General features: G+C 60.0%; 21 protein-coding genes and 1 pseudogene. 10 read left to right on the top strand and 12 right to left on the bottom strand.

Annotated features, from left to right (window positions below; genetic code table 11):
- Positions 1-110 precede the first annotated feature (110 nt).
- Positions 111-749, bottom strand: coding sequence for a TetR family transcriptional regulator C-terminal domain-containing protein (locus tag AB4O08_RS02460; protein ID WP_010211286.1), 639 nt, complete (start codon positions 747-749; stop codon positions 111-113).
- A gap of 255 nt (positions 750-1,004) precedes the next feature.
- Between AB4O08_RS02460 and dkgB the strand changes: the two genes are divergently transcribed.
- Entirely contained in the window at positions 1,005-1,823 is an 819-nt protein-coding gene (gene dkgB, locus AB4O08_RS02465; RefSeq protein ID WP_021493368.1) for a 2,5-didehydrogluconate reductase DkgB, read from the top strand.
- Here the strand turns inward: dkgB and AB4O08_RS02470 are convergent.
- The 7 genes from AB4O08_RS02470 to AB4O08_RS02500 form a co-directional block, all read right to left on the bottom strand.
- On the bottom strand, positions 1,820-2,245 hold the full coding sequence (locus AB4O08_RS02470; RefSeq protein WP_045792304.1) for a hypothetical protein: 426 nt from the start codon (positions 2,243-2,245) through the stop codon (positions 1,820-1,822). The genes dkgB and AB4O08_RS02470 overlap by 4 nt on opposite strands.
- Positions 2,246-2,379: 134 nt before the next feature.
- Positions 2,380-5,994 carry a transporter substrate-binding domain-containing protein gene (locus tag AB4O08_RS02475; protein WP_045792305.1) on the bottom strand — a complete coding sequence of 1,205 codons (3,615 nt, stop codon included), beginning with the start codon at positions 5,992-5,994 and terminating at the stop codon, positions 2,380-2,382.
- A 1-nt stretch (position 5,995) separates the two neighbouring features.
- Positions 5,996-6,622, bottom strand: a complete 627-nt coding sequence (locus tag AB4O08_RS02480; RefSeq protein ID WP_010211290.1) for a response regulator transcription factor — start codon at positions 6,620-6,622, stop codon at positions 5,996-5,998.
- 298 nt (positions 6,623-6,920) lie between these two features.
- The gene (locus AB4O08_RS02485; RefSeq protein ID WP_010211291.1) at positions 6,921-7,637 is read right to left on the bottom strand and encodes an MgtC/SapB family protein; all 717 of its coding nucleotides are present in this window, start codon (positions 7,635-7,637) and stop codon (positions 6,921-6,923) included.
- 16 nt (positions 7,638-7,653) lie between these two features.
- Positions 7,654-10,359, bottom strand: coding sequence for a magnesium-translocating P-type ATPase (gene mgtA, locus AB4O08_RS02490; protein ID WP_010211292.1), 2,706 nt, complete (start codon positions 10,357-10,359; stop codon positions 7,654-7,656).
- A gap of 421 nt (positions 10,360-10,780) precedes the next feature.
- Positions 10,781-11,383, bottom strand: a complete 603-nt coding sequence (locus tag AB4O08_RS02495) for a GNAT family N-acetyltransferase (RefSeq protein WP_010211293.1) — start codon at positions 11,381-11,383, stop codon at positions 10,781-10,783.
- A gap of 12 nt (positions 11,384-11,395) precedes the next feature.
- Positions 11,396-11,740: an FKBP-type peptidyl-prolyl cis-trans isomerase gene (locus tag AB4O08_RS02500; protein WP_010211294.1), complete on the bottom strand. Its 345-nt coding sequence runs from the start codon at positions 11,738-11,740 to the stop codon at positions 11,396-11,398.
- 120 nt (positions 11,741-11,860) lie between these two features.
- Between AB4O08_RS02500 and AB4O08_RS02505 the strand changes: the two are divergent.
- From AB4O08_RS02505 to AB4O08_RS02515, 3 genes and pseudogenes are all read left to right on the top strand, one after another.
- Positions 11,861-12,025, top strand: a pseudogene (locus tag AB4O08_RS02505) (FAD-dependent oxidoreductase); the annotation flags it as partial.
- Between the two features lie 112 nt (positions 12,026-12,137).
- Complete coding sequence (locus tag AB4O08_RS02510) at positions 12,138-13,025, top strand: nitrilase family protein (RefSeq protein ID WP_010211295.1); 888 nt, start codon at positions 12,138-12,140, stop codon at positions 13,023-13,025.
- 14 nt (positions 13,026-13,039) lie between these two features.
- Positions 13,040-14,212 carry a hypothetical protein gene (locus AB4O08_RS02515; RefSeq protein ID WP_010211296.1) on the top strand — a complete coding sequence of 391 codons (1,173 nt, stop codon included), beginning with the start codon at positions 13,040-13,042 and terminating at the stop codon, positions 14,210-14,212.
- A gap of 53 nt (positions 14,213-14,265) precedes the next feature.
- Here AB4O08_RS02515 and AB4O08_RS02520 read toward each other — a convergent pair whose 3' ends face one another.
- Both AB4O08_RS02520 and AB4O08_RS02525 read right to left on the bottom strand, forming a co-directional pair.
- A complete protein-coding gene (locus AB4O08_RS02520; RefSeq protein WP_021493370.1) occupies positions 14,266-14,886 on the bottom strand; it encodes a transglycosylase SLT domain-containing protein in 621 nt (206 codons plus the stop codon).
- A 165-nt stretch (positions 14,887-15,051) separates the two neighbouring features.
- Entirely contained in the window at positions 15,052-16,020 is a 969-nt protein-coding gene (locus tag AB4O08_RS02525) for a hypothetical protein (RefSeq protein WP_183703908.1), read from the bottom strand.
- Positions 16,021-16,195: 175 nt separating this feature from the next.
- On the opposite strand from AB4O08_RS02525, the gene AB4O08_RS02530 reads away from it, so the two are divergent.
- Together AB4O08_RS02530 and AB4O08_RS02535 are read left to right on the top strand one after the other, a co-directional pair.
- Complete coding sequence (locus AB4O08_RS02530) at positions 16,196-17,686, top strand: PAS domain S-box protein (RefSeq protein ID WP_198729898.1); 1,491 nt, start codon at positions 16,196-16,198, stop codon at positions 17,684-17,686.
- A 109-nt stretch (positions 17,687-17,795) separates the two neighbouring features.
- The gene (locus AB4O08_RS02535) at positions 17,796-18,068 is read left to right on the top strand and encodes a DUF1652 domain-containing protein (protein ID WP_010211303.1); all 273 of its coding nucleotides are present in this window, start codon (positions 17,796-17,798) and stop codon (positions 18,066-18,068) included.
- Here the strand turns inward: AB4O08_RS02535 and AB4O08_RS02540 are convergent.
- Both AB4O08_RS02540 and AB4O08_RS02545 read right to left on the bottom strand, forming a co-directional pair.
- A complete protein-coding gene (locus AB4O08_RS02540) occupies positions 18,031-19,224 on the bottom strand; it encodes an MFS transporter (RefSeq protein WP_042571491.1) in 1,194 nt (397 codons plus the stop codon). The genes AB4O08_RS02535 and AB4O08_RS02540 overlap by 38 nt on opposite strands.
- Before the next feature lie 77 nt (positions 19,225-19,301).
- Positions 19,302-19,610: an RcnB family protein gene (locus AB4O08_RS02545; protein ID WP_010211305.1), complete on the bottom strand. Its 309-nt coding sequence runs from the start codon at positions 19,608-19,610 to the stop codon at positions 19,302-19,304.
- 153 nt (positions 19,611-19,763) lie between these two features.
- Here AB4O08_RS02545 and AB4O08_RS02550 point away from each other — a divergent pair, with 153 nt between their 5' ends.
- The 4 genes from AB4O08_RS02550 (at position 19,764) to AB4O08_RS02565 (ending at position 24,806) form a co-directional block, all read left to right on the top strand.
- On the top strand, positions 19,764-20,321 hold the full coding sequence (locus tag AB4O08_RS02550) for a helix-turn-helix domain-containing protein (RefSeq protein WP_010211306.1): 558 nt from the start codon (positions 19,764-19,766) through the stop codon (positions 20,319-20,321).
- An 11-nt stretch (positions 20,322-20,332) separates the two neighbouring features.
- Positions 20,333-21,679, top strand: a complete 1,347-nt coding sequence (locus AB4O08_RS02555; protein WP_010211307.1) for a glutamine synthetase family protein — start codon at positions 20,333-20,335, stop codon at positions 21,677-21,679.
- Positions 21,680-21,697: 18 nt separating this feature from the next.
- Positions 21,698-22,798: a DNA alkylation repair protein gene (locus AB4O08_RS02560; protein ID WP_044286967.1), complete on the top strand. Its 1,101-nt coding sequence runs from the start codon at positions 21,698-21,700 to the stop codon at positions 22,796-22,798.
- Positions 22,799-22,946: 148 nt separating this feature from the next.
- Positions 22,947-24,806 carry a DUF3857 domain-containing transglutaminase family protein gene (locus tag AB4O08_RS02565; protein ID WP_460114679.1) on the top strand — a complete coding sequence of 620 codons (1,860 nt, stop codon included), beginning with the start codon at positions 22,947-22,949 and terminating at the stop codon, positions 24,804-24,806.
- The last annotated feature ends 5 nt before the right edge of the window (positions 24,807-24,811 follow it).

The raw sequence follows: 24,811 nt of genomic DNA on the forward strand, positions 1-24,811 counted from the left end.
GAAACGATACTAAACAAGTGTTCAGTAAGAAGGCAATCGGCAATCAGCAAATATTTTCGGGAGGGGTAAACGGCCGGCCTGAACCGTGCGTCCAGGCGGCTGGAGAAGGCTCAGGGTTTGAGCTGATAACGCTGGCGCCCACCGGCCTGCAGGCCATCGACCCAGGCTTCGCAGATCTGGATGCCCTGCTCCGGCGTGAACGTGCCAGGGTTGAGCCCCGACTCCAGCCACAACCCATCGAGCAGCGCGCTCAGTCCGATGGCGGCCAGATCGGCGTCGAAGTGCTTCCAGCCCTCCTCCCTGGCCATGTCGGTCAGGGCCGAACGCATGATGGTGCGGTACTCGCCATAGGAGTGTTCGTGAGCCAGGTTGATCGCCGGCGCTGTCTTGACCGCGCCCCAGAAAACCAGCCAGGCGTCCAGCAAGTGCGGGTCGAGCAATTCGGCGGAAAATGAGCCGCGGAACAATGCCGACAGGCGCTCCCGAGGGTTAGGCGGCGCCTTGGCCATGGTCGCGCGCAGCAGGCTCATGACCTGATCGGTGATGGTGCGGTAGGCCTCGGCCACCAGTTCGTCCTTGCCCGAATAGTGATGGCTGATCAATCCCACCGACACCCCGGCCTCGGCACTGATCTTGCGAATCGACGCCCCCTGAAAACCATCACGCTTGAGGCACGTGAGCGTGGCCTGGACCAGATTGGCCTTGCGCACTTCCGGGTCCATCCGGGAAAAACGGGATTCCTGGGTCATGCGGCGAATTCCTACGATTGAGACGGCAGCACGACTCTACATCAGTCGCGATAACCCGGCGACACCTGATCCAGCGTCCGCAGCTCAGGTCGCTCATGCGGCAATGCGCGACCAATCGATAGCACGCCGCGAGCTGTTCACGGCGCTGCTATTCGTGATTTGCGGTAAAGAGTCCTTTTCGGATTCGGCGGTTTTTCCGAAGGAACAACGGGCGGATACTCGACGCCATTGTTCACACCCCTTCAGGAGTTACCGATGTCTATCCCAACGCAAAACGTCCCAGCCTTCGGCCTTGGCACATTCCGCCTGCAAGGCCAGGTGGTGATCGATTCCGTGAGCACCGGCCTGGAACTGGGGTACCGCGTGATCGATACCGCGCAGATCTACGAGAACGAAGCCGACGTCGGCCAGGCGATTGCCAACAGTGGCGTCCCGCGTGACGAGCTGTTTATCACCAGCAAGATCTGGATCGCCAACTTCGCCGAAGGCCAGCTGATTCCAAGCCTGCGTGAAAGCCTGAGCAAACTTAAGACCGACTATCTGGACTTGACACTGATCCACTGGCCCTCACCGGAAAACCAGGTACCTGTCGCCGAATTCATGGGCCAATTGCTGGAAGCCAAGCACCTGGGCCTGACCCGCCAGATCGGCATTTCCAACTTCACCGTCGACTTGATGAAACAGGCGATTGCAGCCGTCGGGGCCGAAAACATCGCCACCAACCAGGTCGAACTGCACCCCTACCTGCAAAACCGCAAGGTCGTGGATTTCGCCACCGCCAACGGCATTCAGGTCACGTCCTACATGACCCTGGCCTACGGCGAGGTGCTCAAGGACCCGGTGATCCAGCAAATCGCCGAGCGCCATCAGGCGACCCCGGCGCAAGTGACACTGGCCTGGGCCATGCAATTGGGCTACGCCGTCATCCCATCATCGACCAAGCGCGCCAACCTGGAAAGCAACCTCAAGGCCCTGCAACTGACCTTGAGCGCTGCCGATATGGCACAGATTGCCGAACTGGAACGCGGCCATCGCCTGACCAGCCCCAAGGGTATCGCGCCAAAGTGGGATTAAACACCGGCAACGGGCGCACGGGATAACTCCCGCAGCCACGGCAGCACGCGCAGGCCGGCGGTGGCTGCGGGTGGGTCGATGATGTCCATGAAGTGTTCGAGGTTGACGTTATCAGGCATGCCGGGCAGCCGCATCAGCACCGCCGGGGTTGCGTCAGCGGTGCGGGTGCTCAGGTCCAGATAATCGTAGACCAGCACATGGTGTGCCTGAGGTTGAGGCCCGCAAGCGTGGGCCGTCAGCCCCGAATTGATGATCAGCACATCAAACGGCCGGGCCGGGATGGCGGTGAGCAACAGGACCTCTTCAAGGGTTTCCACTGGTACGATCCGGAAATACCCCAACCGGTTGAGCATTTTTTCGATATGCAGGCGTTGCAGGTGTTGTTCATCGGCAATCAGTATGGTCAATGCTTTGTTTGGCATGGCGGAACCCTGGGCATGCAGCGCTCGTCAGTGAGCGAGGCCCATTTTCCAGACATATCCCGAGGACAAAATCAGGCTTATTCCCGTCCACTGTAGGAGTTCTCCCAAATCCACCGAATGGCTAGCCACCTGGGTCAAGACTGCTTGATGCACGCGCTCAAGCTGTGATGCAAGCGATCCATGGCATGGCCAATCGCGTCAACCGTAGCCGCCAACGCATCACGGTCCCTCCTTTCACACACGTCCTCCAGCGTTTCACAACAAGCGACCAGCGCCTGCGACTTGACCATACGAGCCCCACCTTTGACGCGATGGGCCAGGTCATGCAACTTGCCGAAATCCGTGCGTGCTCTCAGCGTCGATAGCACCAAGCGGTCCTCTGCCAGGCTGTCGAGCAATGGCGCCAGCAACTCGTTGAGCCCAGCAGTATCGCCCCCTGTCAGGGCGACCAGCGTACTCAAGTCACATACCGGCACGACCTCTTTCTCCTCCGGCGCCGCGGTGCGCGATGCCAATGCCGTGCGCAGATCATCGAGGCCGGTCGGTTTGAAGAGACAGCCGTCCATGCCCGCCTGCCGGCAGCGCTCGGTCTCCTCGGGCTGGGCGTTGGCGGTGAACCCCAGCAACAGGCATGGCACCAGCCCACGCTGGCGCTCTTGGGCACGGATATCACGTGCCAATGTATAGCCATCCATGATCGGCATGTTGCTATCAGTGATCACGCCATCAAACTGCCCGTCCTGCCAGAGCGCAAAACCCTCGGCGCCGTCTTCGGCCGTGACGATGCGATGCCCCAGGAAGCTCAGTTGCCGAGCTAACAACAGACGGTTGGCCGGGTAGTCGTCAACCACCAGGAGGTTCAACGCGTGAGTCGCAGGCGCGGGAGGCGCAGGTGCGTAAACCGGTGTGGCCGTGGCCGTGGCCAGCGTCAACGTCAGGTCCACCCTCGTCCCCTTGCCCAACACACTGCTCAAATGCAATTGGCCGCCCATCATTTCGCACAGGTTGCGGCTGATCACCAACCCCAGGCCAGAACCGCTGCGCGCCGACTGGTCGTTGTTGCTGCCTTGGATAAAGGGGCTGAACAAGCGCTGCTGATCTTCGGCACTGATGCCAATCCCCGTATCCTCCACACACAACCTGAGGCTCAAGTGATCACCGGCCAATGTCGGTGTGCTCTGAGCCGCCAGGCGCACCTGCCCGGTGGCGGTAAACTTGATAGCGTTGCCCAGCAGGTTGGACACCACTTGCTTGAAACGCAAAGGGTCGATCAGCACCGCCCGGTCGATCATCGGGTCGAGCTCGACTTGCAGCAGCAACCCCTTGTCCCGCGCCAGCCCTTCGAACACCCGCGCTACGGACGCCAGCAACTCATGGAGATTGGCCTGTTCCAGGCTCAGGGACAGGTGACCGGTTTCAATGCGCGCAATGTCCAGGATATCGCCGATCAACTCCAGCATGCTCCGGGATGCCATCGACGCCACCTCCAACGCATCCTGATCGACACGGCCCTGCTCGGCGTTTTTCTGGGCCAATTCGATCATGCCAATCACCGCATTCATGGGGGTGCGGATCTCATGGCTCATGATCGCCAGGAACGTCGTTTTGGCACGGTTGGCGGCGTCCGCTTCCTCCTTGGCTTCCTGCAGTTGGCCAAGCAGGCGCTGACGTTCGCTGACATCCACCCAACCGGCAATCATGCCCACGACGGCGCCGTTGCTGTCACGGTACGGCAGCATCCACTGGTAAATGGTCAGCACACCGCCACCCGGCACCTTGAGCACGCGATCCTGGATCTGCGGCTCGCCGCGCTCCATCAGGCTCAAGTAATCGGCATGGAACGACTGAGCCTGCGGCGGGTTGCCGGTATCGGTTTGCACCACGGTCTTGCCGATCACGTCCTCCAACTTGAAGCCAAACACATCCAGGTAAGCGTTGTTGCAGGCCATCAACCGGCCCTGGCGATCGCGCACGTAGATCGGATGGGGAGTGCCGTCGATCAGCACGCTCATGAACCGCATCTGGTCGCTCAAGGCCTGTTCCGCCTGGGCGCGCTTGTGGATCAAGTTGCGCAGGTAGAGCACCCAGCCCAGGGTCACCAGCAGCAGCAACGCAGCCAGGCCAAACCCCTGGATGATCACATTGCGATGGCTGCTCCAGTAGCTGTCATCAATGATGATCTCACTGCGCCAACGGTTGCTCAGTTCGTCCATTTCCTCAGGTGTGATACTCAACAACGCCTTCTCGAGGATCGAATACAGCTCCAGTTGGCTGCGGTTGACGCCAAAGGCAATGCGCGCCGGTTCCGTGCCGATCGTGCTGGTGATACGCAGACGGTCTCGATAATTGCGCGCAATCATGTAGCGTGCGCTGATCAACGACACAATAGTTGCATCGACACTCCCCTTCGCGACCAGGTCCATGGCGGCCTCAGGGTTCCCGACGTCGACAAACTGGATACCTGGATAGTCGCGTGCTATCTGTGCACCGAGGCTGTTGCCACCAATGAACGCCAGGCGTTTACCGGGCATGTCTTCCAGGGTGAGCAGCCGTTCATCACTGGCACGCGCCACCAACACGTAAGGATTGGACAGATAAGGTCGGGTAAAGCGGACCTTTTCGGCACGCTCGACGCTGGGGGTGATGACCGCTAGCATGTCCGCTTGCCCGCTGCTGACCTCATCAATTTGCCGAGTTAACGAATTGCCGTGGACCATCTCGAACTTCAAGCCCGTGCGCAAGCTGATCCGCGACAACACCTCGTCGCTCAGCCCCACGAACTGCCCACGCTCATCTAAAAATGACAGCGGCATGAACTTGTCAAGCACCGCGACCTTTACCCGCGGGTGCTTCTCCAGCCAGCGCTGCTCACTGTCGCTCAAGCGCAGTCGGTCTGCCTCCAGAACCCCACTGTCTGCGGCGCTCCAACGGCGCAGGATGCTCATTTGCTGACTGGCGGGGATCACGGCCAGCGCTGCGTTGATGATATTCAGCAGGCGGATGTTATCCGCAGTGAAAGCAAACCCGAACGGATTGACCTCCAGCCCGGAAAAATCGGCCATACGGATATTATTGAGGTGGTTCTTTTTGATCAGATAACGGGCACTGATAATGTCGCCCAGGTACACATCCGCCTGACCAAACGCCACGGAGCCGATGGCTTGGTGGGTCGAGCCATACAACAGCAGTTGCGCCTTGGGGTAATAGGCCTGGACAGCGTCGGGTTGCATGTAGTGGTAGAGCATCGCCACGCGTTTGCCGGCCAGGTCGGCGCTCAGTAAATGACTGTCACCCGCGCGGGTTATCAGCACGGGTTGATCATTGGCGTAGGAACGGGACAGCACCAGGCCCTTGTCGGCGGCTTCGTAACCATTGGCCGATCCTACTAAATCCACTTGGCCCAGCTTGAGTGCCTCGATCACCTCATCGCGGGTGTCATAGCGTCGAACTTCGATAGGCACGCTTAAGATGAGGCTGATCAGCCACGCGTAGTCAGCGGTGATACCTTCAAAATCCTTGTTATTGCTCAAGTCAAAAGGTGCGTAGTCCGGCGCCGACACCCCCATCACCAATGTGCGTCGCTGGCGTAACCAGCGCCAGTCGCTCTCATCGAGCTCCAGCCCTGGGTTTTCAAGGGTCGCGTGGCCAAGGAGCTGTAGGGTGTGCGGCTCATCCAGGGCCATCGCTGCAGGGGAAAACAACCCGATCAGCAGGATGGCCGTGAATCTCAACAGCCGGGTGGTCGTCATTTCAGATCAGATGATTGCGCTGGGCGAACTTGGACAGGTGCACCACCGAAGACATGCGCAGCTTCTCCTTGAGTCGCGTCTTGTAGGTGCTGATGGTTTTGTGGCTCAACAGCATATCCTCGGCGATTTCCTTATTCGTCAGGCCTGTGGCCAGTCTTTGCAGCACCGTCACTTCGCGGTCCGACAGCGAATTGACCAGCTCTTGCTCAGTGGTCTGCAAATCGTCACGGCGCACTGAACTGGTGGCCACGCTGGGGAAGCAGCTGTAGCCGGACCGGATCGCCCTGATCGCCTTTTGCAACTCGTCCAGTTCACCCGTCTTGGCCACAAAGCCCATGGCCCCGGCGCGCATGCAGCGGGTGGAGAAGAACACGGCCAGATAGGAGGTCAGCACCAGGATCTTGCAAGGCAGTTCCAGCGCCTTGATCCGGCTGATCACCTCCAATCCGCCAAGCTTGGGCATGGCCAGGTCGAGAATGATCAGATCCGGGCGCCGCTCACGCGCCAGCTGCATGGCATCGGCACCATTGCCCGCTTCATAGATTTCATCGAAGCCTTCTTGCTTCAACAGGTACTTCACGGTGGCGCGGATAAAAGGGTGATCATCCACAATTAAAGCTTTGCTCATAAGACTCCCCGAGGGATCAGTACGCTTACATATCACACGGGACCTATCTACCTGTGAAAAGTAACAGTTCCGACAAACGGTGCTGATAACTCTGCATGACACTACAGGTAGTAAAGACCCCTCCTTTTGATAAATCACGGTCAATACGTTGAGCTGCGCCTTGGTTCCTGAGGCGCAAGGGCGCAACCTTAACAACGGCGCGGCTTATCAAATGAAGGGATAATCTCGATTGATTGTAGGACTTTTCCTCGCAGTAGCTTAGTTCGCTTTGCACGGGATAACGCCTGACGGCCGGGAGCTACTCGGTGGTACTCGGGCTCCAGAATGCCTGCACCACCAGGGTCGACATCGAGATTCGCGCTACCAGCGCGTCCAGTTCGTCACCGTCCACCGACGTGACGGCCAGGGTGGCTTCGATCTCCACTTCTTCCGTGCCGAAGGGGCGCACGTCCACGTCGCTGGCCGGATAGTTGCAACGTGCCAGCTCCGCTTCCAGCAAGGCCAGCACGGCTTTCTGCTGGGTACGCCGGGCGATCACATACAGGATGTTGGTGACCTCTGCCGATACCACGTCCAATGGTTGACGGTTGATGTTGTTGACGATCGGGCGCAGCAAGGTGTTGGCGGCCAGCACAAACAGCGTGCCCAGCAGCGCTTCGAGGACCAGGTCGGCACCCGCGCAGGCCCCCACCGCCGCCGAGGCCCAGAGGGTGGCCGCCGTATTGAGCCCACGCACGTTGCCCTCCTCCCGCATGATGACACCGGCACCGAGAAAACCGATGCCCGAGACCACGTAGGCCACCACCCGCACCGCGCCTTCCGCGCCACCGAGCCGGCTGGCCATGTCGACGAAGATCGCCGCGCCCACCGCCACCAGCACGTTGGTACGCAGGCCCGCCGTGCGCTGGCGGTACTGACGCTCGAAGCCGATCAAGCCGCCGAGGACAAAGGCCGCAGTGAGGCTGACCAGGGTGTCGACCAGGGATTCAAGGTTAATGTTGTTGATTGCCTGCATAGGACATCCTCCCTGCTTATTGCCAGCCAAACTTACGGATGTAGTAGCCCTTCACCGCCTGGGTCAGCGCCATGTACGCCAGCAGAATCACCGGCAGGAATACGAAGTACAGCGACGGCAGCGCCTGCAACTTGAAGTAATGCGCCAGCGGCCCCATCGGCAGGAAAATGCCCACCGCCATGATCACGCCGGTCATCACCATCAACGGCATCGCGGCACGGCTTTGCAGGAACGGAATTTTCGGGGTGCGGATCATGTGCACGATCAGCGTCTGGGTCAGCAGCCCCACCACAAACCAGCCGGACTGGAACAGGGTCTGGTGGTCGGGGGTGTTGGCGTCGAAGACATACCACATGAGTGCGAACGTGGTGATGTCAAAGATCGAGCTGATCGGCCCGAAAAACAGCATGAAACGGCCGACATCTCCCGGCTGCCAGCGTTGAGGTTTGCTGAGCATTTGCGCGTCGACGTTATCGAACGGAATCGCGATCTGCGAAATGTCATACAGCAGGTTCTGCACCAGCAGATGCATCGGCAGCATCGGCAGAAACGGGATGAACGCACTGGCCACCAGCACCGAAAACACGTTGCCGAAGTTGGAGCTGGCAGTCATCTTGATGTACTTGAGCATGTTGGCGAAGGTGCGCCGGCCTTCCAGTACGCCCTCTTCCAGAATCATCAGGCTCTTTTCCAGCAGGATGATGTCGGCCGCTTCCTTGGCGATATCCACCGCGCTGTCCACCGAAATGCCGATATCAGCAGTACGCAGCGCCGGGGCATCGTTGATGCCATCGCCCATGAAACCCACCACATGCCCGTTGGCCTTGAGCAAGCGCACGATGCGTTCCTTGTGGCTCGGGGTCAGCTTGGCGAACACATTGGTGGTTTCCACGGCCTTGGCCAGTTCGGCGTCGGTCATGGCCTCGATGTCGTTGCCCATCAGCAGGCCCTGTTGCTCCAGGCCCACTTCGCGGCAGATCTTGGCAGTGACCAACTCGTTATCACCGGTCAGCACTTTCACTGCAACGCCGTGGGCTTTGAGCGCCTTGAGCGCAGGCGCGGTGCTTTCCTTGGGGGGGTCGAGGAAGGCGACGTAGCCGATCAGCGTGAGGTTGTTCTCATCCGCCAGGCTATAGGTGTCGCGACCCGGTGCCATCGGCTGCGCGGCCACGGCGACCACGCGCAGGCCTTCTTCGTTGAACGCGGCAGTGACCTGGCGGATGCGCGCCAACAGGTCTTCGGTCAACGCTTCATTGACGTCGCCATGGCGCACGTTGTTGCACACCGACAAAATCTCTTCCACCGCGCCCTTGCAGATCAACAGGTGCGGCTGGCCTTGCTCAGCGACCACGACGGACATGCGGCGACGATTGAAATCGAACGGGATCTCATCGACCTTCTGGAACGCCGTGCCGACTTTCAGCTCGCGATGCACCTCCACATGCTCCAGCACCGCCACGTCCAGCAAGTTTTTCAAGCCCGTCTGGTAGTAGCTGTTGAGGTAGGCCATTTCCAGCACATCGTCGGACTCTTCACCCCACACGTCCACATGGCGCGCCAGGAAAATCTTGTCCTGGGTCAGGGTGCCGGTCTTGTCGGTGCACAGCACATCCATGGCGCCGAAGTTCTGGATCGCATCCAGGCGCTTGACGATGACTTTTTTGCGCGACAGAAACACCGCCCCCTTGGCCAGGGTGGACGTGACGATCATCGGCAGCATTTCCGGGGTCAGGCCCACGGCAATCGACAGCGCGAACAGCAGTGCTTCGGTCCAGTCGCCCTTGGTGAAACCGTTGATGAACAGCACCAATGGCGCCATCACGAACATGAAGCGGATCAGCAACCAGCTGACCTTGTTGACGCCGTGCTGGAACGAGGTGGTCGCACGGTCAGTCGCGGTCACACGCTGGGCCAAGGCACCGAAATAGGTGCTGTTGCCGGTGGTCAGGATCACCGCCGTCGCCGCCCCGGACACCACGTTGGTGCCCATGAACAGGATGTTCTCCAAGTCCAGCGGGTTGCGGGTCTTGGTGTCCTGCTGCTGGGCGAACTTCTCCACCGGCATCGACTCACCGGTCATCGCCGCCTGGCTGACGAACAGGTCCTTGGCGCTGAGTACTCGGCAATCGGCAGGGATCATGTCCCCGGCCGACAGCACGATCAGGTCGCCCGGCACCAATTGCTTGATCGGCAATTCGATGCGCTTGGCTTCATCGCGGCGTAGCACCGTGGCGGTGTTGCTCACCATGGCTTTCAGCGCATCGGCGGCCTTGTTGGACTTGGCCTCCTGCCAGAAACGCAGCAGCGTCGACAGCACCACCATGGAGAAAATCACCGTGGCGGCCTTCATGTCTTCGGTCAGCCAGGAGATCACCGCCAGCAAGGTCAGCAACAGGTTGAACGGGTTTTTGTAGCAGTGCCACAGGTGCACCCACCCTGGCAGCGGCTGTTCGTGCTCGACTTCGTTGAGGCCGTATTGCACGCGCAGAGCGTCAGCTTCCTGGGTATTCAAACCCTCAGAGTGGCTGCCCAGCGTGCCGAGCAACTGCACCGCACTGCTGTTGGCGGAAACCACCAGGGTTTGCGCCAGTGTCGGCGGCACTTCGCGGCTGACGCTGGCGTCGGTCACGCTATCGAGCATCGCCAGGCGGCGGAAATGCCGGGCAATGTGCCGGGTCCGCAGGAAGCCGGCAAAGAACTCTTTCAACAGAGTCAAGTTCATGGTGTTACTCCTGCGCGAGGAAGAAACCGTCGTGCAGGTACCGCCGTCTGCACCGCGCCCGTTTTATAGGCACAGCCAGCGTGGCCCGCCTGCCGCAAAAGGCAGGCGCGTCCGTAGCATCCCGAGGTGAACCGGGTGCTGGTCAGCGTCGATGAGAGGGATTCGGGCAGGTGCCAGGACTGGCCGCTGCCGGGATGCCGCTTCTCGCTTTTAGTGGCGAGACAACGGCATCGGAAAAATGCGCGTTACCTTGCCAAGCCTGTGCCGGTTACCGAAACCGGCCGACTACTGTCACTCGAACAAGTACCCACTGAGGGTCTCCGCTATTGATGAAAACGCGCGAAGCTTACGCCCCGATGATGGGAGAGTAAACCGTAGGAAAGTGTCCGCATGGGGAATAAGAAAATTCTTCAGGATGGGTTCAGGAAGGCGCATCCACTTGATCCCGCTGAACCGACGCCAAGTAATCACCCACCTGTCCACCTGTCAGCGCCTTGACCTGAATCGAAACCCGGTTCACCTGGCGGCCCAGGGTGATCCCCTCGCGGGTGCGTACCTGCACATAGCCAAGCTTTGGCCAGAAGCGCTCCGCCTTGGCGTTGCCGATGACCACTGTCAACCGCAACCAGTGAGCGCCATTGCGAACCGCCCAGGCTTCAAGATCCCCATGCAGTTGCTGCGCCAGCCCAGTGCCATGCAAGCGTGCATCCACCAGCAACAGCCCGATATGCCACACGCCAACGGCCAGCAAGTCCGCCGCGATGTTCACCACCGCGACCAGCCGGTTTTCCACATCGCGGTAACCCAGCCAATACATCCGGCTGCATGCCCACCCTGCGGGCAACTGTCCCTGCAATTCTTCATGCGCTTCGGTCGCCGTGGCCGGCTCGCCGTTGACCGCAATGAAGTAATCCGGCGCCCGCTCGAAAAACCGCTGCAGCTCCTGCTCATCACTGCTGTCCAGCTCAACGACCTGAATGCCCGCGACAGAGCACCCCGGCAACAGCGGTGAATCAACGTCCATGTTCACTCGCCCTCAATCGTCCCGCGTCAGTACTTCCAACAACTCAATCTCAAAACGCAGATTGCTGTTGGGCTTGATATGCGCACCCATCGATCGCTCGCCATAGGCCAGATGCGCCGGCACGAACAAGGTACGTACACCGCCCACCTGCATGCCCATCAAGCCCAGGTCCCAGCCCTTGATCACGCGCCCGGTGCCAATCACACACTGGAACGGCTTGCCGCGCTCCCAGGAAGAATCGAACACCGTGCCGTCTTCCAGGGTGCCGGTGTATTGAGTGGTGATCAGCGCGCCCTTCACCACGGTTTTGCCGGTGCCGGGGCGGATGTCGGTGATTCGGAGTTCTTCGGTGCTCATAGGGCGCTCGTTGACGGTACAAAAGGGTGGGTTTTCCCAGAATCGGGTGGGTTTGGCAAGTGTGAAGGTGGAACCGTCGCTGGAGGGCATGCACTCGAGTTAACGCGGTGTCGTTCAGGGGGTTTGTACCCCTGCGGCGAATCCTTCTCCGTAGATTCGGGCTGGACAGAGCCCTGCTTCAGGGGAGCAATTGATACCGTGATAGCCATTTGTAATAGAACCCAAGCCAATTTCAACGGAGGCTTTACCATGCATGACTACCCAATCTACAAAGCCGAACCATAAAAGAAAGAGACTACAACTCAAGGGGAATCACCTGACTTTCAATTAAACATTCGGTCGCCTCTTATAAACGCCCAACCGACTCCCGGTTGTATAACAATAAGAGGTCACCGCCATGAGCGAACCAGCAAGCCCCGCCCGCGTAGCAGTCATCCAACTGGACCCTCAGGTTGGCATGAACAACCGGTCCAGCAACCTGCATCAAAGTCTTGCACTGGCGACCGAAGCTGCAAACGGTGGAGCCAACCTGATCGTACTGCCCGAGCTCACCAATTGCGGGTATTTCTTCAGCAGTCGCCAGGATGCCTTTGATCATGCCGAGCTGATTCCAGGCGGCGAAAGTGTGCGGGCATGGATAGATTTTGCCTGCAAACACCAGGTGTACCTGGTGACAGGCCTGTGTGAAATAGACGGTATGCAGTTGTTCAACACAGCTGTGCTGCTAGGTCCCGACGGGTTCATCGGCAAATACCGCAAGGCACATCTATGGAACCTGGAAAAACTCTGGTTCACTCCGGGTGATACCGGATTTCCAGTATTTGAAACACCGATAGGCCGTATTGGCTTGCTGATTTGTTGGGATATCTGGTTCCCGGAGGTGCCACGTATTCTCAGCCAGCAGGGCGCCGATATTATTTGCAGCCTGAACAATTGGGTATGGACGCCACCGCCGCTATTCGATGAGGCAGGCAAATGCATGGCGTCGTACCTGACGATGACCGCCGCCCACGTCAATAACGTGTTTATCGCTGCCGCCAGCCGCATCGGCGAAGAGCGTGAAGCGCGTTACCTCGGATGCTCGTTGATTGCCGGAACCAACGGCTGGCCGATTGGCGCGGTAGCTTCAGCCAATCGCCAGGAAATCCTGTTCGCCGACGTTGATATCACCAGCGCCCGCAGTGCTCCGATCTGGAACAGCCTCAATGACCTGCAGCGTGATCGACGCATTGATCTCTACGATCAAATGCTCGGCTACTCCCGACACCCTGCCCTTCCACGCTGATCGGAGGGCGCTATATGAAAACCTTCATTACCGAAACGAGGGCCCGCCGGTCCAGGGTAGATCTCACCGTCCTGATGTTGGGGTTTGCCAGCATGGTACTGGTGCTCTGGGTGGCGCTCAGCAATCAATGGTCATGGCCGGGCTACGCCGAAATGGTTGCAAGCCTGCCCCATCCTGTTGCCTGGCTTCGATGGATAGTCGGGGATATCAGCGAAGTAGCCTTCTATAAGCACGAATTGGCATCACTCGGTTTGTTGAGCGGCGCCTACCTGGCATGGTGGGCGAGCAAGCACGGTAAAGCCTGGCAAGGATTTTCTATTTCCTACGGAACAGGGCTATGGCCTTGGCTGGTGACAAGTTCACTGCTGGGGCTAATGCTGAGTAATCTTCTGTGGGGCTGGAGCGTCACTGCACAGACCTGGCAGCCAACGTTTGCGGCATTCGTCTCGTTACCGGCAGCCATGGTGCTGATGTTCGGCGGTGGCTGGAAAGTTGCTGTAAACGGTGCTGTATTGGGCGCATTGCTGGTGACACCCATTTGCATGCTGATCGTGAACTTCGTATGCGTTCCACTGGGTCTTCCAGTGGTGATCGGCAACGTGGTGGGCATGGCGATCGGCAGTGTCATTGCGTTTGTACTGTGTCGTCGAGTGCCGTCGTTGGTGAGTTCTGACTACATAGCCCCCGCCAAGCCAGCACCCGCCAGACCGCCCACTTACGGTATTGTTTGGAGCCTGCGTCGGGTGCTGGCAGATTTTTCCGAAGCGCCTTTTTTCGGCAACGAGCTCGCCAGTCTCGGGTTGCTGGCAGGTGTGCTGGTGGCCTATGCACTGAACCCGATCAGCCCGGCGTATGGATCAGGCCTGGTCTTGCCCCTGCTGGCGGCCCAAGCGTTGACATCGGCGTTGGGCGTCGCGATCTGGCGAAAACAGTGGATGAAACGAGGCTGGTATCCGACCTACGTTCCGCTGGTCTCTGTAGTCCCGGCGGCTGTATTGACCCATGGTGGCAGTTGGACAGTCATCGCTTCAAGTGCACTGCTCGGGGCGCTGATCGCTCCGCCACTGGCCTCTGCGATTGCGGGGCGCTTGCCCGTACACTTTCATCCGTATATAGGCAATGTCACTTCCATGGCGTTGAGTACGTTGATGATAGTGCCTCTGGTAGGCTGGTTGATCAAGATGTAGATCCTCCCCCACGCTGCACTATTCATGCAGCGTGGGGAACAGCGTTTACCCTCTTACAACCACCGCCAAAACCGACTCCAAAACCCCCGCCCCAAATCATCCTTGCACCGCGCATATTGCGCCGCATACATCTGCGAACGCGCCTGTACCTTGCTGGCCACTGGCGGCAACCACGCCTTCGCGGCATAGGTGCGCTGGCGGTAGCCGCCCCAGCCTTCGTGGTAGTTCAGGTACTGGCCGTAAGCGTCGTATTTGTATACGCCGTTAACGGTGTAGGTCTTGTCCATGTACCAACCGACAAAGTCGATGGCGTCGTCGAAGTCCTGGCGGCTGGCGCCGCTGCGGCCAGTACTCTTGCGGTAGTCGTTCCACACCTCGTCCTTGGCCTGGGCGTAGCCGGCAGCGGTGGAAACGCGGCCCCAGGGGATGATCCACAACAGGTATTTGCGTGGGGCCAGGGCGTCCTGGTGGAAGCCGGACTCCTGATACATGATGGCGAACGGCACCTGGATCGGCACGCCCCAGCGTTTTTGCGTGACTTTGGCGGCGTCGTACCAGTCGTCCTTTTCGCGGAAGATACCGCAGAGGTCATTGGGCGTGCGTGGCGGCGAGGTGCCGCACGCCGCCAGCATGGATGTGAGTAATAACAGTCCGACAGCTTTGCCTGCGCTCAAGGGGCACCTTTGCGGGATACGCGTAAAAGGCCGGCATTTTACCCATTCATTGAGGTTGATGCCGACCTGTCATCCGCACCTGCCCAACTGATCCAGCAGCCGGATGGCTGCCGACGGTGGCAGGTTTGATGCCGGCGAAAAGCAGCGTCCTTGCCGCACACGCCGTTAAGCCAACGGCACTCGACGCGTGGTCAGGGCCATGCGTCCCACAAAGAAACTCAGCGCTGCGCCCAGCAGCAACATAGCCAAGGTGCTCCAAGCCGCACGGGAGAGTTGTTGAGCCGCCACTTCACCGGCTTCACGGGCTTTCTGCTCGGCCTGCTGCTTCAACTCATCGACCTTTTGCATGGCTTGTTGGTAAGCCTGGGCATAGTTGTCGACGATCTGCGTGGCCTCTGCCTTGCTCTTACCGGTGCGGGCAGCAACGATGTTGACCAACGCGTCTTTATCCGCAGCATTCAACGCAGGCTCACCAGACGCTTTGACACGCTCGAACCATTGCTTCAACTGATCGCCCGCCTGGGCCGGGTTGATCGCAGCGTCGGTGGCGGTCTGTTTGCCATCGGCGGCGGCCTGATCGGATTTCTGTTCGACGTTGGCCGGGTCCAGCTCAGGCTTGCCGCTTTGCTTGAGCAAGGTGTCGAGTTCACCTTGCAGGCTGTTCCAATCCAGCTGGATGCCCTGCTCGTTCAGTTGCTGCTTGACGCTGTCGCCAAGGCCCGGCGCTGCCGCCGCGATGCCGCTTCCGGCTGCCGACAGGCCCTTGCCCACCACATTACCGGCGGTGCCGACGACACTGGCGGCCAGCCCGGCCAGCAGCCAAGTAGTGAGCAAGGTGGTCAGGGTCCAGGTGAGCACGCCGTGCAGGCCGCCACGATCCGGGGCGGTCCGCCCAGCCACAAAGGCCCCCACGCCGATTGCCACCAGCGTCGAGACGAACAGCCAGATCCCCGCGCCCGTGCCAAAACCGCTGAGCGGGTTGCCCGCCTTCATCGGGTCGACAGCGCTGGCACCGATGGCCGTTCCCAGCACACTCAGCACCAGGTAGGTCACCAGCGCAATTGCACTACCGGCCAGCACGGAACTCCAGGACACGCGAAACAGCGAACGGTTGGCTTCATAGACAGTGGTCATGTTCGATCCTTTTACAGTGATTGACCATTTCAGTCTGGCGAGCCTGCGGCTTGCCGTCCCCGCTCAAATGCACCAGGTCATCTAGTGCATTCGTACCCCGTATTGCGGATTTTCTTTGCACTATCCTGAGGTGCGGATGTCGTACTTTCCATGCGCCCAAAACCCCGGAGATCTCATGACCCAGGACGTTCTAGCCAAAGAAACCAACCGTCGCCAACTGCAGCAGATCATCTCCGGGCTGTCCGACGGTGTGATTCTGGCCGAGATGGATCAAACCATTCTCTGGGCCAACGAAGCAGCCCTCGCCATGCATGGTGTGGGCGACGTGATGGGGCTAGGGGCCGATGGCCAGCAATATGCCAAGCGCTTCGCCCTGCGCTACCGCAACAACCACCCAGTACAGCCGGAAAACTACCCCCTGGCCCGAGCGGCCGCGGGCGATGAATTCAGCGACGTGGTGGTGGAAGTCACGCCCACTGCCGATGAAGAGAAAACCTGGGTCCACCGCCTGCGCAGCCTGGTGATCACCGACTCCCGTGGCGAGCCTGAATTACTGGTACTGATCCTCAGCGACGCCACCGAATGGGCCAGCGCCGAACAGCGCTTCGAAAAAACCTTCAACGCCAACCCGGCGCCGGCGGTGATCTGTCGCCTGAGTGACTTGCGTTACATCAAGGTCAACCAGGGTTTCCTGGAAATGACCGGCTACAACCGCGACCAGGTCATCGGTAAATCCGTCTATGAGCTGGATGTGCTGGAACAGGCCGAACGCAAGGATCTGGCCATCCAGCGCCTGGGTGAAGGCGCCACCATCCCGCAGATGCAGGCCGAGCTGCGTTTGCCTGAGGGCGGCAGCAAATTGGTGATTGTTGCCGGTCAGCCTTTGGACATGAACGAAGAAGACTGCATGCTGTTTTCGTTCATGGATCTGGAGCCGCGGCGCAAAGCAGAAATCGCGCTGCGCCAGAGTGAGGAGCGCTTCGCCAAATCCTTCCGCCTGACGCCCGTTCCGACCCTGGTGTGCAGCGCCAGCAACCGCCAGGTAGTGGATATCAACGAAGCCTTCATGAGCATCACCGGCTACACCAGCGAAGAGCTGATCGGCAAGTCCATCGAAGACATCAGCTTTATCGACAGCCCCCAGGCGGGCGCGCAGTTGTTCACCACCCTGGAAAAAGCCGGCAACCTCGACGGCCAGGACCTCAAGGTGCGCAAGAAAGGCAATGAGGTGATCGACTGCGTGGTGTCCGCCGACACCGTGATCATTGAGGACGTGCCGTGCTACCTATTGGTGATGATGAACATCACCGAACGCAAACGCTCCGAGCTGGAGCTGGTGGCGGCCATCGAGGAAGTGATGCAGGACGCCTCGTGGTTCAGCCAGACGCTGATCGAAAAACTCGCCAACGCCAAAAGCGTCAACAGCCCCAACAAGCCGAATATCGCCTACACCGACCTCACCGCCCGTGAGCGTGACGTGCTCGGCCTGATCTGTGAGGGCCTGGCCGACAAAGAGATCGCCTCACGCCTGACACTGGCGCCCAATACCGTGCGTAACCATGTGGCCACGGTGTATTCGAAATTGGGCGTGCACAGCCGCAGCGCGGCCATCGTTTGGGCCCGTGAGCGCGGGCTGTTTGCCGGGGAATTGCGTGTTAAGAAGTAGGCCATGAAAGTGCAAATGCACTAGTGTGGCTAGTGCGAATTCGCCTTATTGCAACGCGAGGCGCGCCCTACCCTTCAGGGAACGAACATTTTGCCCTGAAGGAACTTGCATGTTTACCCTCTCGCAACTGCGAAATTGCATCGAAGAAGGCCTGTCGCCACTGACGTGTGAGTTCACCCTGTGCAGGGACGCGTCGCTGACCCTCAAGGTCTACGACGCCGAAACCGGCCGGGTCGACCTGGTGGTGACCGGGATCAGCACCAATCGGCTGCAAACCCCGCAAGAAGTCGAAAAGATGGTGGAAGAGTTGCGGTACGAACTGCACAGCAACACCATGGGCAAGCTCACGCTGGATGATTTGCCTTTAACGACGCCCCGATGAAATAGAACACCCCGCCCCCGACAATGAACGCTCCCAGCATGTAAAACATGTAGTGGGCCGGTAGGCTGGCCAGCACTAGCCCACACAGCACCGGCCCCAGAGCCGCCCCCAGGTTGGACAGATTCTGCGCCCCGTAGTACATGCCGCGCAGGTGGTCCGGGGCAATTCGGTCGATAAACATGTACTCGGCCGGAAACACAATGATCTCCCCCACCGTGAACACCGCCATCGCCAGCACCCACCACAACACACTGGTGGACAGCGCGAATCCGACGATTCCCAACATGAACATGCCCAGACCCGCGATCAGCCACTGGCCCAGGTAGCGGTGCGAAATACGCCGCCCGATCACGTATTGCAGGGCAATCACCAACACCGCGTTGGTGGTCAGCACAGCGCTGACCACGGTGTAGGTGTATTCGGCGGTGGTGGTGGTCACCAGGTATTGCGACAGCCACGCGGTGAACTGACCGAACACCACGGCGCTGAGCACGCCGCCTAGGGTGAAGCAGACCAGGCGATGATCCCTTAACAACACCCGGCCGACGGCAAGGAACGGCACTGGCTTTTGCGTGGCATCCACGGTCGTCAGAGTACGGTCGCCCCAGCGCCAGTACAGCAGGAAAAAACTCACCCCCAGCAGCGCCGAAAGGATGAACGGCAAGCTGATATCCAGCTTGGCAATCATCGCCCCGAAAAAAGGCCCTACGGCATAGCCGATATTGGTCAGCGTGTACTTGATGGAAAACACTTCGCTACGTGCATCTTCGGGCAACAGGCTGGCGAAGCCGGCTTTGACGGCGATATCGATTACCGCGTAAGCCAGGTTGATCAGGATCAGGCAGCTGTAGAACGCCCAGATATTCCGCGCCAGCACGGTGCCGATGAAGCCCAGCACAAACAACACGCTGAAGGCCAGCAGCAACCGATAACTGTTGATACGGTCGACCAGAAACCCGCCATACACGCTGAGCAGCGAGCCGACGATCAGCGAACTGCCGATCACCAGACCGACCTGTGTGATATCGAGGGCGAAGTGACTGGTGAGGTAAATCACCAGGTACGGAAACGTGATTGCCTTGGCCAGCGTGAGCAGCAACGTGGCGGACAGCAGCAGGTTAACGGTGCGGGGGTAGTTTCTTATTGTGGCAAGCATCCTGCTCTCTTTCCTTGAAGGTAACGCGGACTTTTCAGCCGGTTACCTTAACTCAAGAACAGGGCAGAAATGCAAGGTCATTTCTTGACGGGCGTGATCTCAAGGATGGTGCCGTTGGTGGTCTTGAGCAGCACGAATTTATCGCCCACCCGCGCCCACTGGCTGTCTTCTTCAGGCTGTTTGAGTCCGCGTTTTTTCCAGTCGCTGACAGCCGATTCCTTGCGCATCAGGATATCAGGCGCACGGTCGCCTTCTTTCAGGTCGCGGGTGTTGATATTCGAAGGTTGCACGGTTTCCTGAGGGGTATCACCGGCCTGCACGACGAAGCTGGCGGTGGACAGGCTGGTGGCGACCAGCAGGCAGGCGAGTAGGGATCTGGACTTCATGGGTGCTCCTTCAATGAATGGTGCGTACCCAACTTCGGACCGCTAGCGCGCATGATCATTCAATCAAGCCTCACACCCAACCGCTTGAAGGACGTCATTGCCTGCGTGAAATAAATCCTGTAATTTTTCATGAAATTTATCGAAATAAATTTCATGACCCCACAAGAAGAACTCGCCACCCTCGCCGCGCTGATCCACGACCTGCGCAAGCACAAAAAGCTTACCCTCGCCCAACTCGCGCAAAAAATCGAGCGCTCGGTGGGTTTCCTGTCCCAGGTCGAGCGCGGCCTGTCACGCCCGACGGTGGCGGACCTCACCGCCATCAGCCACGCGCTCGATGTCCCGACCACCTACTTCTACAGCCAGCCCAAGCCCAAGGCCGTGGACTGGATCACGCGCCCCAACGAGCGGCGCACGGTGTATTACGCCAATGGCATCACCGACATCCTCGTCTCGCCGAGCATGAACGGCGCCTTTTCGATGCTCGACAGCCTGTTGGCGCCCGGTGCCAACAGCGGCGAACAAACCATGAGCGACCGCGCCGAGCAGGCCGGTTTTGTGCTGGAGGGCGAGTTGACGCTGTGGGTAGAGGGTGAGGCCGACTCCGTCACCCTCGGCCCCGGCGACAGCTTTCACCTGGCCAGCTTTGCCCATTGCCGCTACGCCAATCTGACCGACCTGCCCGCCCGCGTGTTGTGGGTTTACAACTAGGAGCTGCACCCGTGAAAAGCCATGCCTCCACGTTACTGGCCGAAGTCCGGACCTTTCGCCAGAACCATCCCGACGTGCGCTATGTCGACCTGATCGCCCTGGACATTCCCGGGCATTTCTACGGCAAGCGTTATCCCATCGAGATGCTGGAAAAAGTCGCCGCCGGCAGCCCGTTGAAGCTACCGCAAAACGCCGTGCTGCTGGGGGTCCAGGGCGGGCTGTTCAAGATTGGCGACTATTGCTTCAACGACGGCGACCCGGATGCCAACCGCCGCTTGGTGCCGGGCACGCTCAAGCCGGTGAGTTGGGAATCGCAGCCATTGGGTCAGATGCTGATCACATCAGACGGCACCGAAGCGCCCATCGAATTCGAACCCCGTGAAGTGCTGGCCAAAGTGCTGGAGCGCCTGCAGCACAAGGGTATTCACCCGGTGGTCGCGTTCGAGCTGGAGTTTTATCTGTTCGACAAAAAACTCGACAACGGGCTGCCGCAATTTGCTCGCGACCCACTGAGCGATGACGCCGACGACCAGCCCAACCTGCATATCGAACGGCTGTCGCGCTTCAGCGAAGTGCTGGACGACATGGCGCAAACCGCCAAGGACCAGGGCGTAGACATTACGGTGATAACCGCTGAAATCGGACCCGGCCAGTTTGAGATCAACTTCGGTCACCTCGACGATGGAATGCGCGCCGCCGACTGGGCCGCCCTGTTCTGCCGCAGCACCCGGGGCGTGGCGCTCAAGCACGGTTACCGCGCCAGCTTCATGGCCAAGCCCTACCTGCAATACCCCGGCAGCGGCATGCATGTGCATGTCAGCCTGTATGACGGCGCGGGCAATAACCTGCTGGCGGCGCACCAGCAGCAACCGTTGCGCCATGCCGTGGCCGGTTGCCTGGAATTGTTGCCCCACTGCATGCCGATCTTCTCGCCCAACCACAACGCCTTCCGCCGCCTGGGCGCTACGGTCAACGCCGCCACCCGTGCGAGCTGGGGTTTTGAAGACCGCGACGCGTGCGTGCGCATCCCCGAGTCCGACCCACGCAACCTGCGCATCGAGCATCGCCTGGCCAGTGCCGATGCCAACCCGTATCTGGTGCTGGCGGCGATCCTCGTCGGCCTGGAGCACGGCCTGGAAACCAAGCACGAACCCATCGCCCCGCTGAACGAGGACCGCAGCAGCGGCACTGACTTCCCCCTGGAAATGCTCGACGCCGTGCGCGCCATGCAGCATCAACCGGTATTGCGCGATAAGCTGGGCGCCGAATTTGTCGACGTGTACTGCGAAAACAAACGCCAGGACCATCTGGCCTTCCAACAAGAGATCCACGCGCGGGAATACCGCTGGTTTCTCTAACCGCCACTGGAATCACCGATGACCGACCAAAGCGCCCCGGCCCTCAAGGACATTTTCAACGTCGAACGCCTGCAACACATCGCCAATGAGATGACGGCGGTGTACCCGGCGTTCGACGCCAAGGGCTTCCTCAAGCACGCCAAGGCCGGGTTGGCCGAGTTGTCGGTGATGCAGCGCATGGCGCGGGTCAGCGAGAGTCTGTACGCGGTGATCCCGCTGGACTATCCGCAGACCCTCAAGGTGCTTTACGCGCTGGCCCCGCGCCTGAACAGCGCGTTTGTCAGCCTGTTCCTGCCGCATTTCGTGGCGAGTTACGGGCTGGATGACTTCAAGCGCTCCATGGCCGCGCTCAAGTACTTCACCACCTTTGGCTCCGCCGAATTCGCCATCCGCCACTTTTTGCTGCACGATTTCCCGCGCACGCTGGCGGTGATGCAAGCCTGGTCGCTGGATGACAACGAGCACGTGCGCCGCCTCGCCAGTGAAGGTTCAAGACCGCGCCTGCCGTGGTCATTCCGCCTGGCCCAGGTGCAGGCTGACCCTGAGCTGTGCGCGTTGATCCTCGACAACCTCAAGGCCGACAGCAGTCTCTACGTGCGCAAGTCCGTGGCCAACCACCTCAATGACATCACCAAGGATCATCCGGACTGGGTGCTCAGCCTGATCGAGGGCTGGAGCCTGGATAACCCTCATACCGCGTGGATCGCCCGCCATGCCTTGCGCAGCCTGATCAAGCAAGGCAACACCCGCGCGCTGACGATCATCGGCGCCGGCGCCAAGGCCGAGGTGCAGATCCACCACCTGCAGGTCACGCCAGCGGTGATCAACCTGGGCGAACGCATCAACCTCTCCTTCACCCTCGAATCTACGGCCGCCACGCCACAGAAGCTGGTGGTGGACTACGCCATCGACTACGTGAAAAGCGCCGGCCACAGTGCGGCGAAGGTGTTCAAGCTCAAGGCGTTTACCCTCGGCGCGGGCGAGTGTCACAGCCTGCGACGCGAGCAACATATCCGCGAGTTGACCACGCGTAAGCATTACCCCGGCAAACACTTGGTCCACGTGCTGATCAACGGAGAGAAGCTAGCCAGCGCCGACTTCGAACTGCGAGACGACTGACACAAATCAAAGAAAAGGCTCTAGAACGGGCCTTTCAGCCGTAATAATTGTCGAACAATCCTGGCTTTCTCAGTTGCGACCCATTATCATCCAGCGCCTTCTCGCTACCCGTCGGGGTAGCTGTTTCAATGTGTCACCTGAGGCGCCCATGTACCGTTTTTCGTTTCACCGCCCCCTGATTGCACTCAGCCTGGGGCTTGCCGCTCCTGGCGTGTTCGCCGCGCTACAGCCCCTGGCCGAAGCGCCACTGGCCAGCGACACCGAGTTGCACTGCCACTTCAACCGTGACGCCAGTACCGACTGCACCACCACCTACCGCTATACGATCCTCAAGCCGAACGGCCGCGAAATGCTTTCGCGCATCGACTTCGATTACTCCGAGGACGACACTTTCGAAGTGCTCAGCGCGCAGTCCACCCAGCCCGGCGCCAAGCCGGTGGCCCTGGATGCCACGCAAATCGACACCCGCACCGCGCCCAACCCGGACCAGGGTTTCAGCCGTGATAAGCAGACCTCCCTGGCCTTCCCCAACCTGCGCGTCGGCACGCAGATTCGCTACACCGTGCGCGAGCACCACGCCGCCAAGCCCTTGATGACCCAGTTTCATTACGTCCTCAAATTCGGCCCCAGCCCGGCGCGGCGCGACCGGTTCAAAGCGCGGTTTACGGCAGAGCGCCCCCTCCAGTGGCGCAGCGAACTGTTCGAGGGTTTCAACGTGAGCGTGTCGCAGAACGGCAAGACCCTGGACGTGGTGCAGAAGACCCCGACCTATCTCAACTACATCAACGAAGCGTCCAACGCCGCGTTGTTGCGCATCCCGCGTATCGAGGTGGGTAGCGCCCTGGAGCGCCAGGCGTACTTCGGTGGTTTCGCTCAAGCCTACAACCAGATCCTCGGTGCCAACCTGCCGCCGCAGAGTGCTGCAGCTGTAACGGCCGTACGCGGTTTGGCGCCGGCGGAACAGGTTGCCGCGTTGATGCAGCACATCAACGATCACTACCGTTACCTGGGTGATTGGCGTGCGACCGAGCGCGGCTATGTGCCGTTCAACCTCGATGAAATCGAGCAGCACGGTTATGGCGACTGCAAGGACCTGGCAATCCTGCTGACCGCCTTGCTCAAAGCCACTGGCATCAAGGCCGAGACCGCCTGGGTCAGCCGTGGTGATGTGGTCGAATCGCTATTGATCCCCGGCACCCAGGCGCCGAACCACGCGATCGTGCGCGCCGAAGTGGACGGCCAGGTGTGGTGGCTCGACCCGACCAACCCGGTGTTTGCTCCCGGCCAAGTCATGCCCGACATCCAGGACCGTTGGGTGCTGGTCAACGACGCGCAGGGTCAAGTGCGCGAAGAACATATCCCCCTGGAACGTCCCGAAACCACCCTGCGCCTGGACAAACAGGTGCGCTACGACCAGCAAGGCGCCGGCACCACCCAGGCCACGATCACCTTCAGCCGCCTGCCGCTGATGCAACTGAGCGTCGCCGACCGCCAGCAAGGCAGCACCGCGACCGACCAGGACATCTGCGCCAACTTCGGCAACGAGATCAGCGACTGCCACATCACCCGCGCGGCCACCGGCTTTGTGGTGCATGACGGGTATACCGTCACGGCGCAGATGAATGACCAGCGGGCGCTGGAAAAGCTGGCGAATGACTATGTGTACAGCGATGAATCGCTCAAGGGTCGTTGGGATGGCTTTATCAACTATCGGCGACAAGGGCAGCAGGCCGAGCTGGATCTGGGGAATCCGCAAACCCATGACTACACCATCACCCTGAGCGGCGGGCAGATGGAAAAAACTATCCCTGGCTGCCAGGTGCGCTCGCCCTGGTACGACATGGATCTGGAGGGTTCACGACAGGCTGGCGGGTTGCGCTACCACTATCGCCTGAGCCAGAAGGTGCGATGGTTGGGCCATGACGAGATTGTCAGCACGGCGTTCGGGAAGATGATTGAGGATGCGCGGGCTTGCGCGGAGCAGGTGCATCAGGTGGTGAAACTCTAACGCGG

The sequence above is a fragment of the Pseudomonas sp. H3_E07 genome (assembly GCF_054668895.1).

Excerpts from the sequence above, each read along its gene's own strand:
- AB4O08_RS02460 (WP_010211286.1), bottom strand. The coding sequence starts at position 749 with ATGACCCAGGAATCCCGTTTTTCCCGGATGGACCCGGAAGTGCGCAAG.
- dkgB (WP_021493368.1), top strand. The coding sequence starts at position 1,005 with ATGTCTATCCCAACGCAAAACGTCCCAGCCTTCGGCCTTGGCACATTC.
- AB4O08_RS02470 (WP_045792304.1), bottom strand. The coding sequence starts at position 2,245 with ATGCCAAACAAAGCATTGACCATACTGATTGCCGATGAACAACACCTG.
- AB4O08_RS02475 (WP_045792305.1), bottom strand. The coding sequence starts at position 5,994 with ATGACGACCACCCGGCTGTTGAGATTCACGGCCATCCTGCTGATCGGG.
- AB4O08_RS02480 (WP_010211290.1), bottom strand. The coding sequence starts at position 6,622 with ATGAGCAAAGCTTTAATTGTGGATGATCACCCTTTTATCCGCGCCACC.
- AB4O08_RS02485 (WP_010211291.1), bottom strand. The coding sequence starts at position 7,637 with ATGCAGGCAATCAACAACATTAACCTTGAATCCCTGGTCGACACCCTG.
- mgtA (WP_010211292.1), bottom strand. The coding sequence starts at position 10,359 with ATGAACTTGACTCTGTTGAAAGAGTTCTTTGCCGGCTTCCTGCGGACC.
- AB4O08_RS02495 (WP_010211293.1), bottom strand. The coding sequence starts at position 11,383 with ATGGACGTTGATTCACCGCTGTTGCCGGGGTGCTCTGTCGCGGGCATT.
- AB4O08_RS02500 (WP_010211294.1), bottom strand. The coding sequence starts at position 11,740 with ATGAGCACCGAAGAACTCCGAATCACCGACATCCGCCCCGGCACCGGC.
- AB4O08_RS02510 (WP_010211295.1), top strand. The coding sequence starts at position 12,138 with ATGAGCGAACCAGCAAGCCCCGCCCGCGTAGCAGTCATCCAACTGGAC.
- AB4O08_RS02515 (WP_010211296.1), top strand. The coding sequence starts at position 13,040 with ATGAAAACCTTCATTACCGAAACGAGGGCCCGCCGGTCCAGGGTAGAT.
- AB4O08_RS02525 (WP_183703908.1), bottom strand. The coding sequence starts at position 16,020 with ATGACCACTGTCTATGAAGCCAACCGTTCGCTGTTTCGCGTGTCCTGG.
- AB4O08_RS02530 (WP_198729898.1), top strand. The coding sequence starts at position 16,196 with ATGACCCAGGACGTTCTAGCCAAAGAAACCAACCGTCGCCAACTGCAG.
- AB4O08_RS02535 (WP_010211303.1), top strand. The coding sequence starts at position 17,796 with ATGTTTACCCTCTCGCAACTGCGAAATTGCATCGAAGAAGGCCTGTCG.
- AB4O08_RS02540 (WP_042571491.1), bottom strand. The coding sequence starts at position 19,224 with ATGCTTGCCACAATAAGAAACTACCCCCGCACCGTTAACCTGCTGCTG.
- AB4O08_RS02545 (WP_010211305.1), bottom strand. The coding sequence starts at position 19,610 with ATGAAGTCCAGATCCCTACTCGCCTGCCTGCTGGTCGCCACCAGCCTG.
- AB4O08_RS02550 (WP_010211306.1), top strand. The coding sequence starts at position 19,764 with ATGACCCCACAAGAAGAACTCGCCACCCTCGCCGCGCTGATCCACGAC.
- AB4O08_RS02560 (WP_044286967.1), top strand. The coding sequence starts at position 21,698 with ATGACCGACCAAAGCGCCCCGGCCCTCAAGGACATTTTCAACGTCGAA.
- AB4O08_RS02565 (WP_460114679.1), top strand. The coding sequence starts at position 22,947 with ATGTACCGTTTTTCGTTTCACCGCCCCCTGATTGCACTCAGCCTGGGG.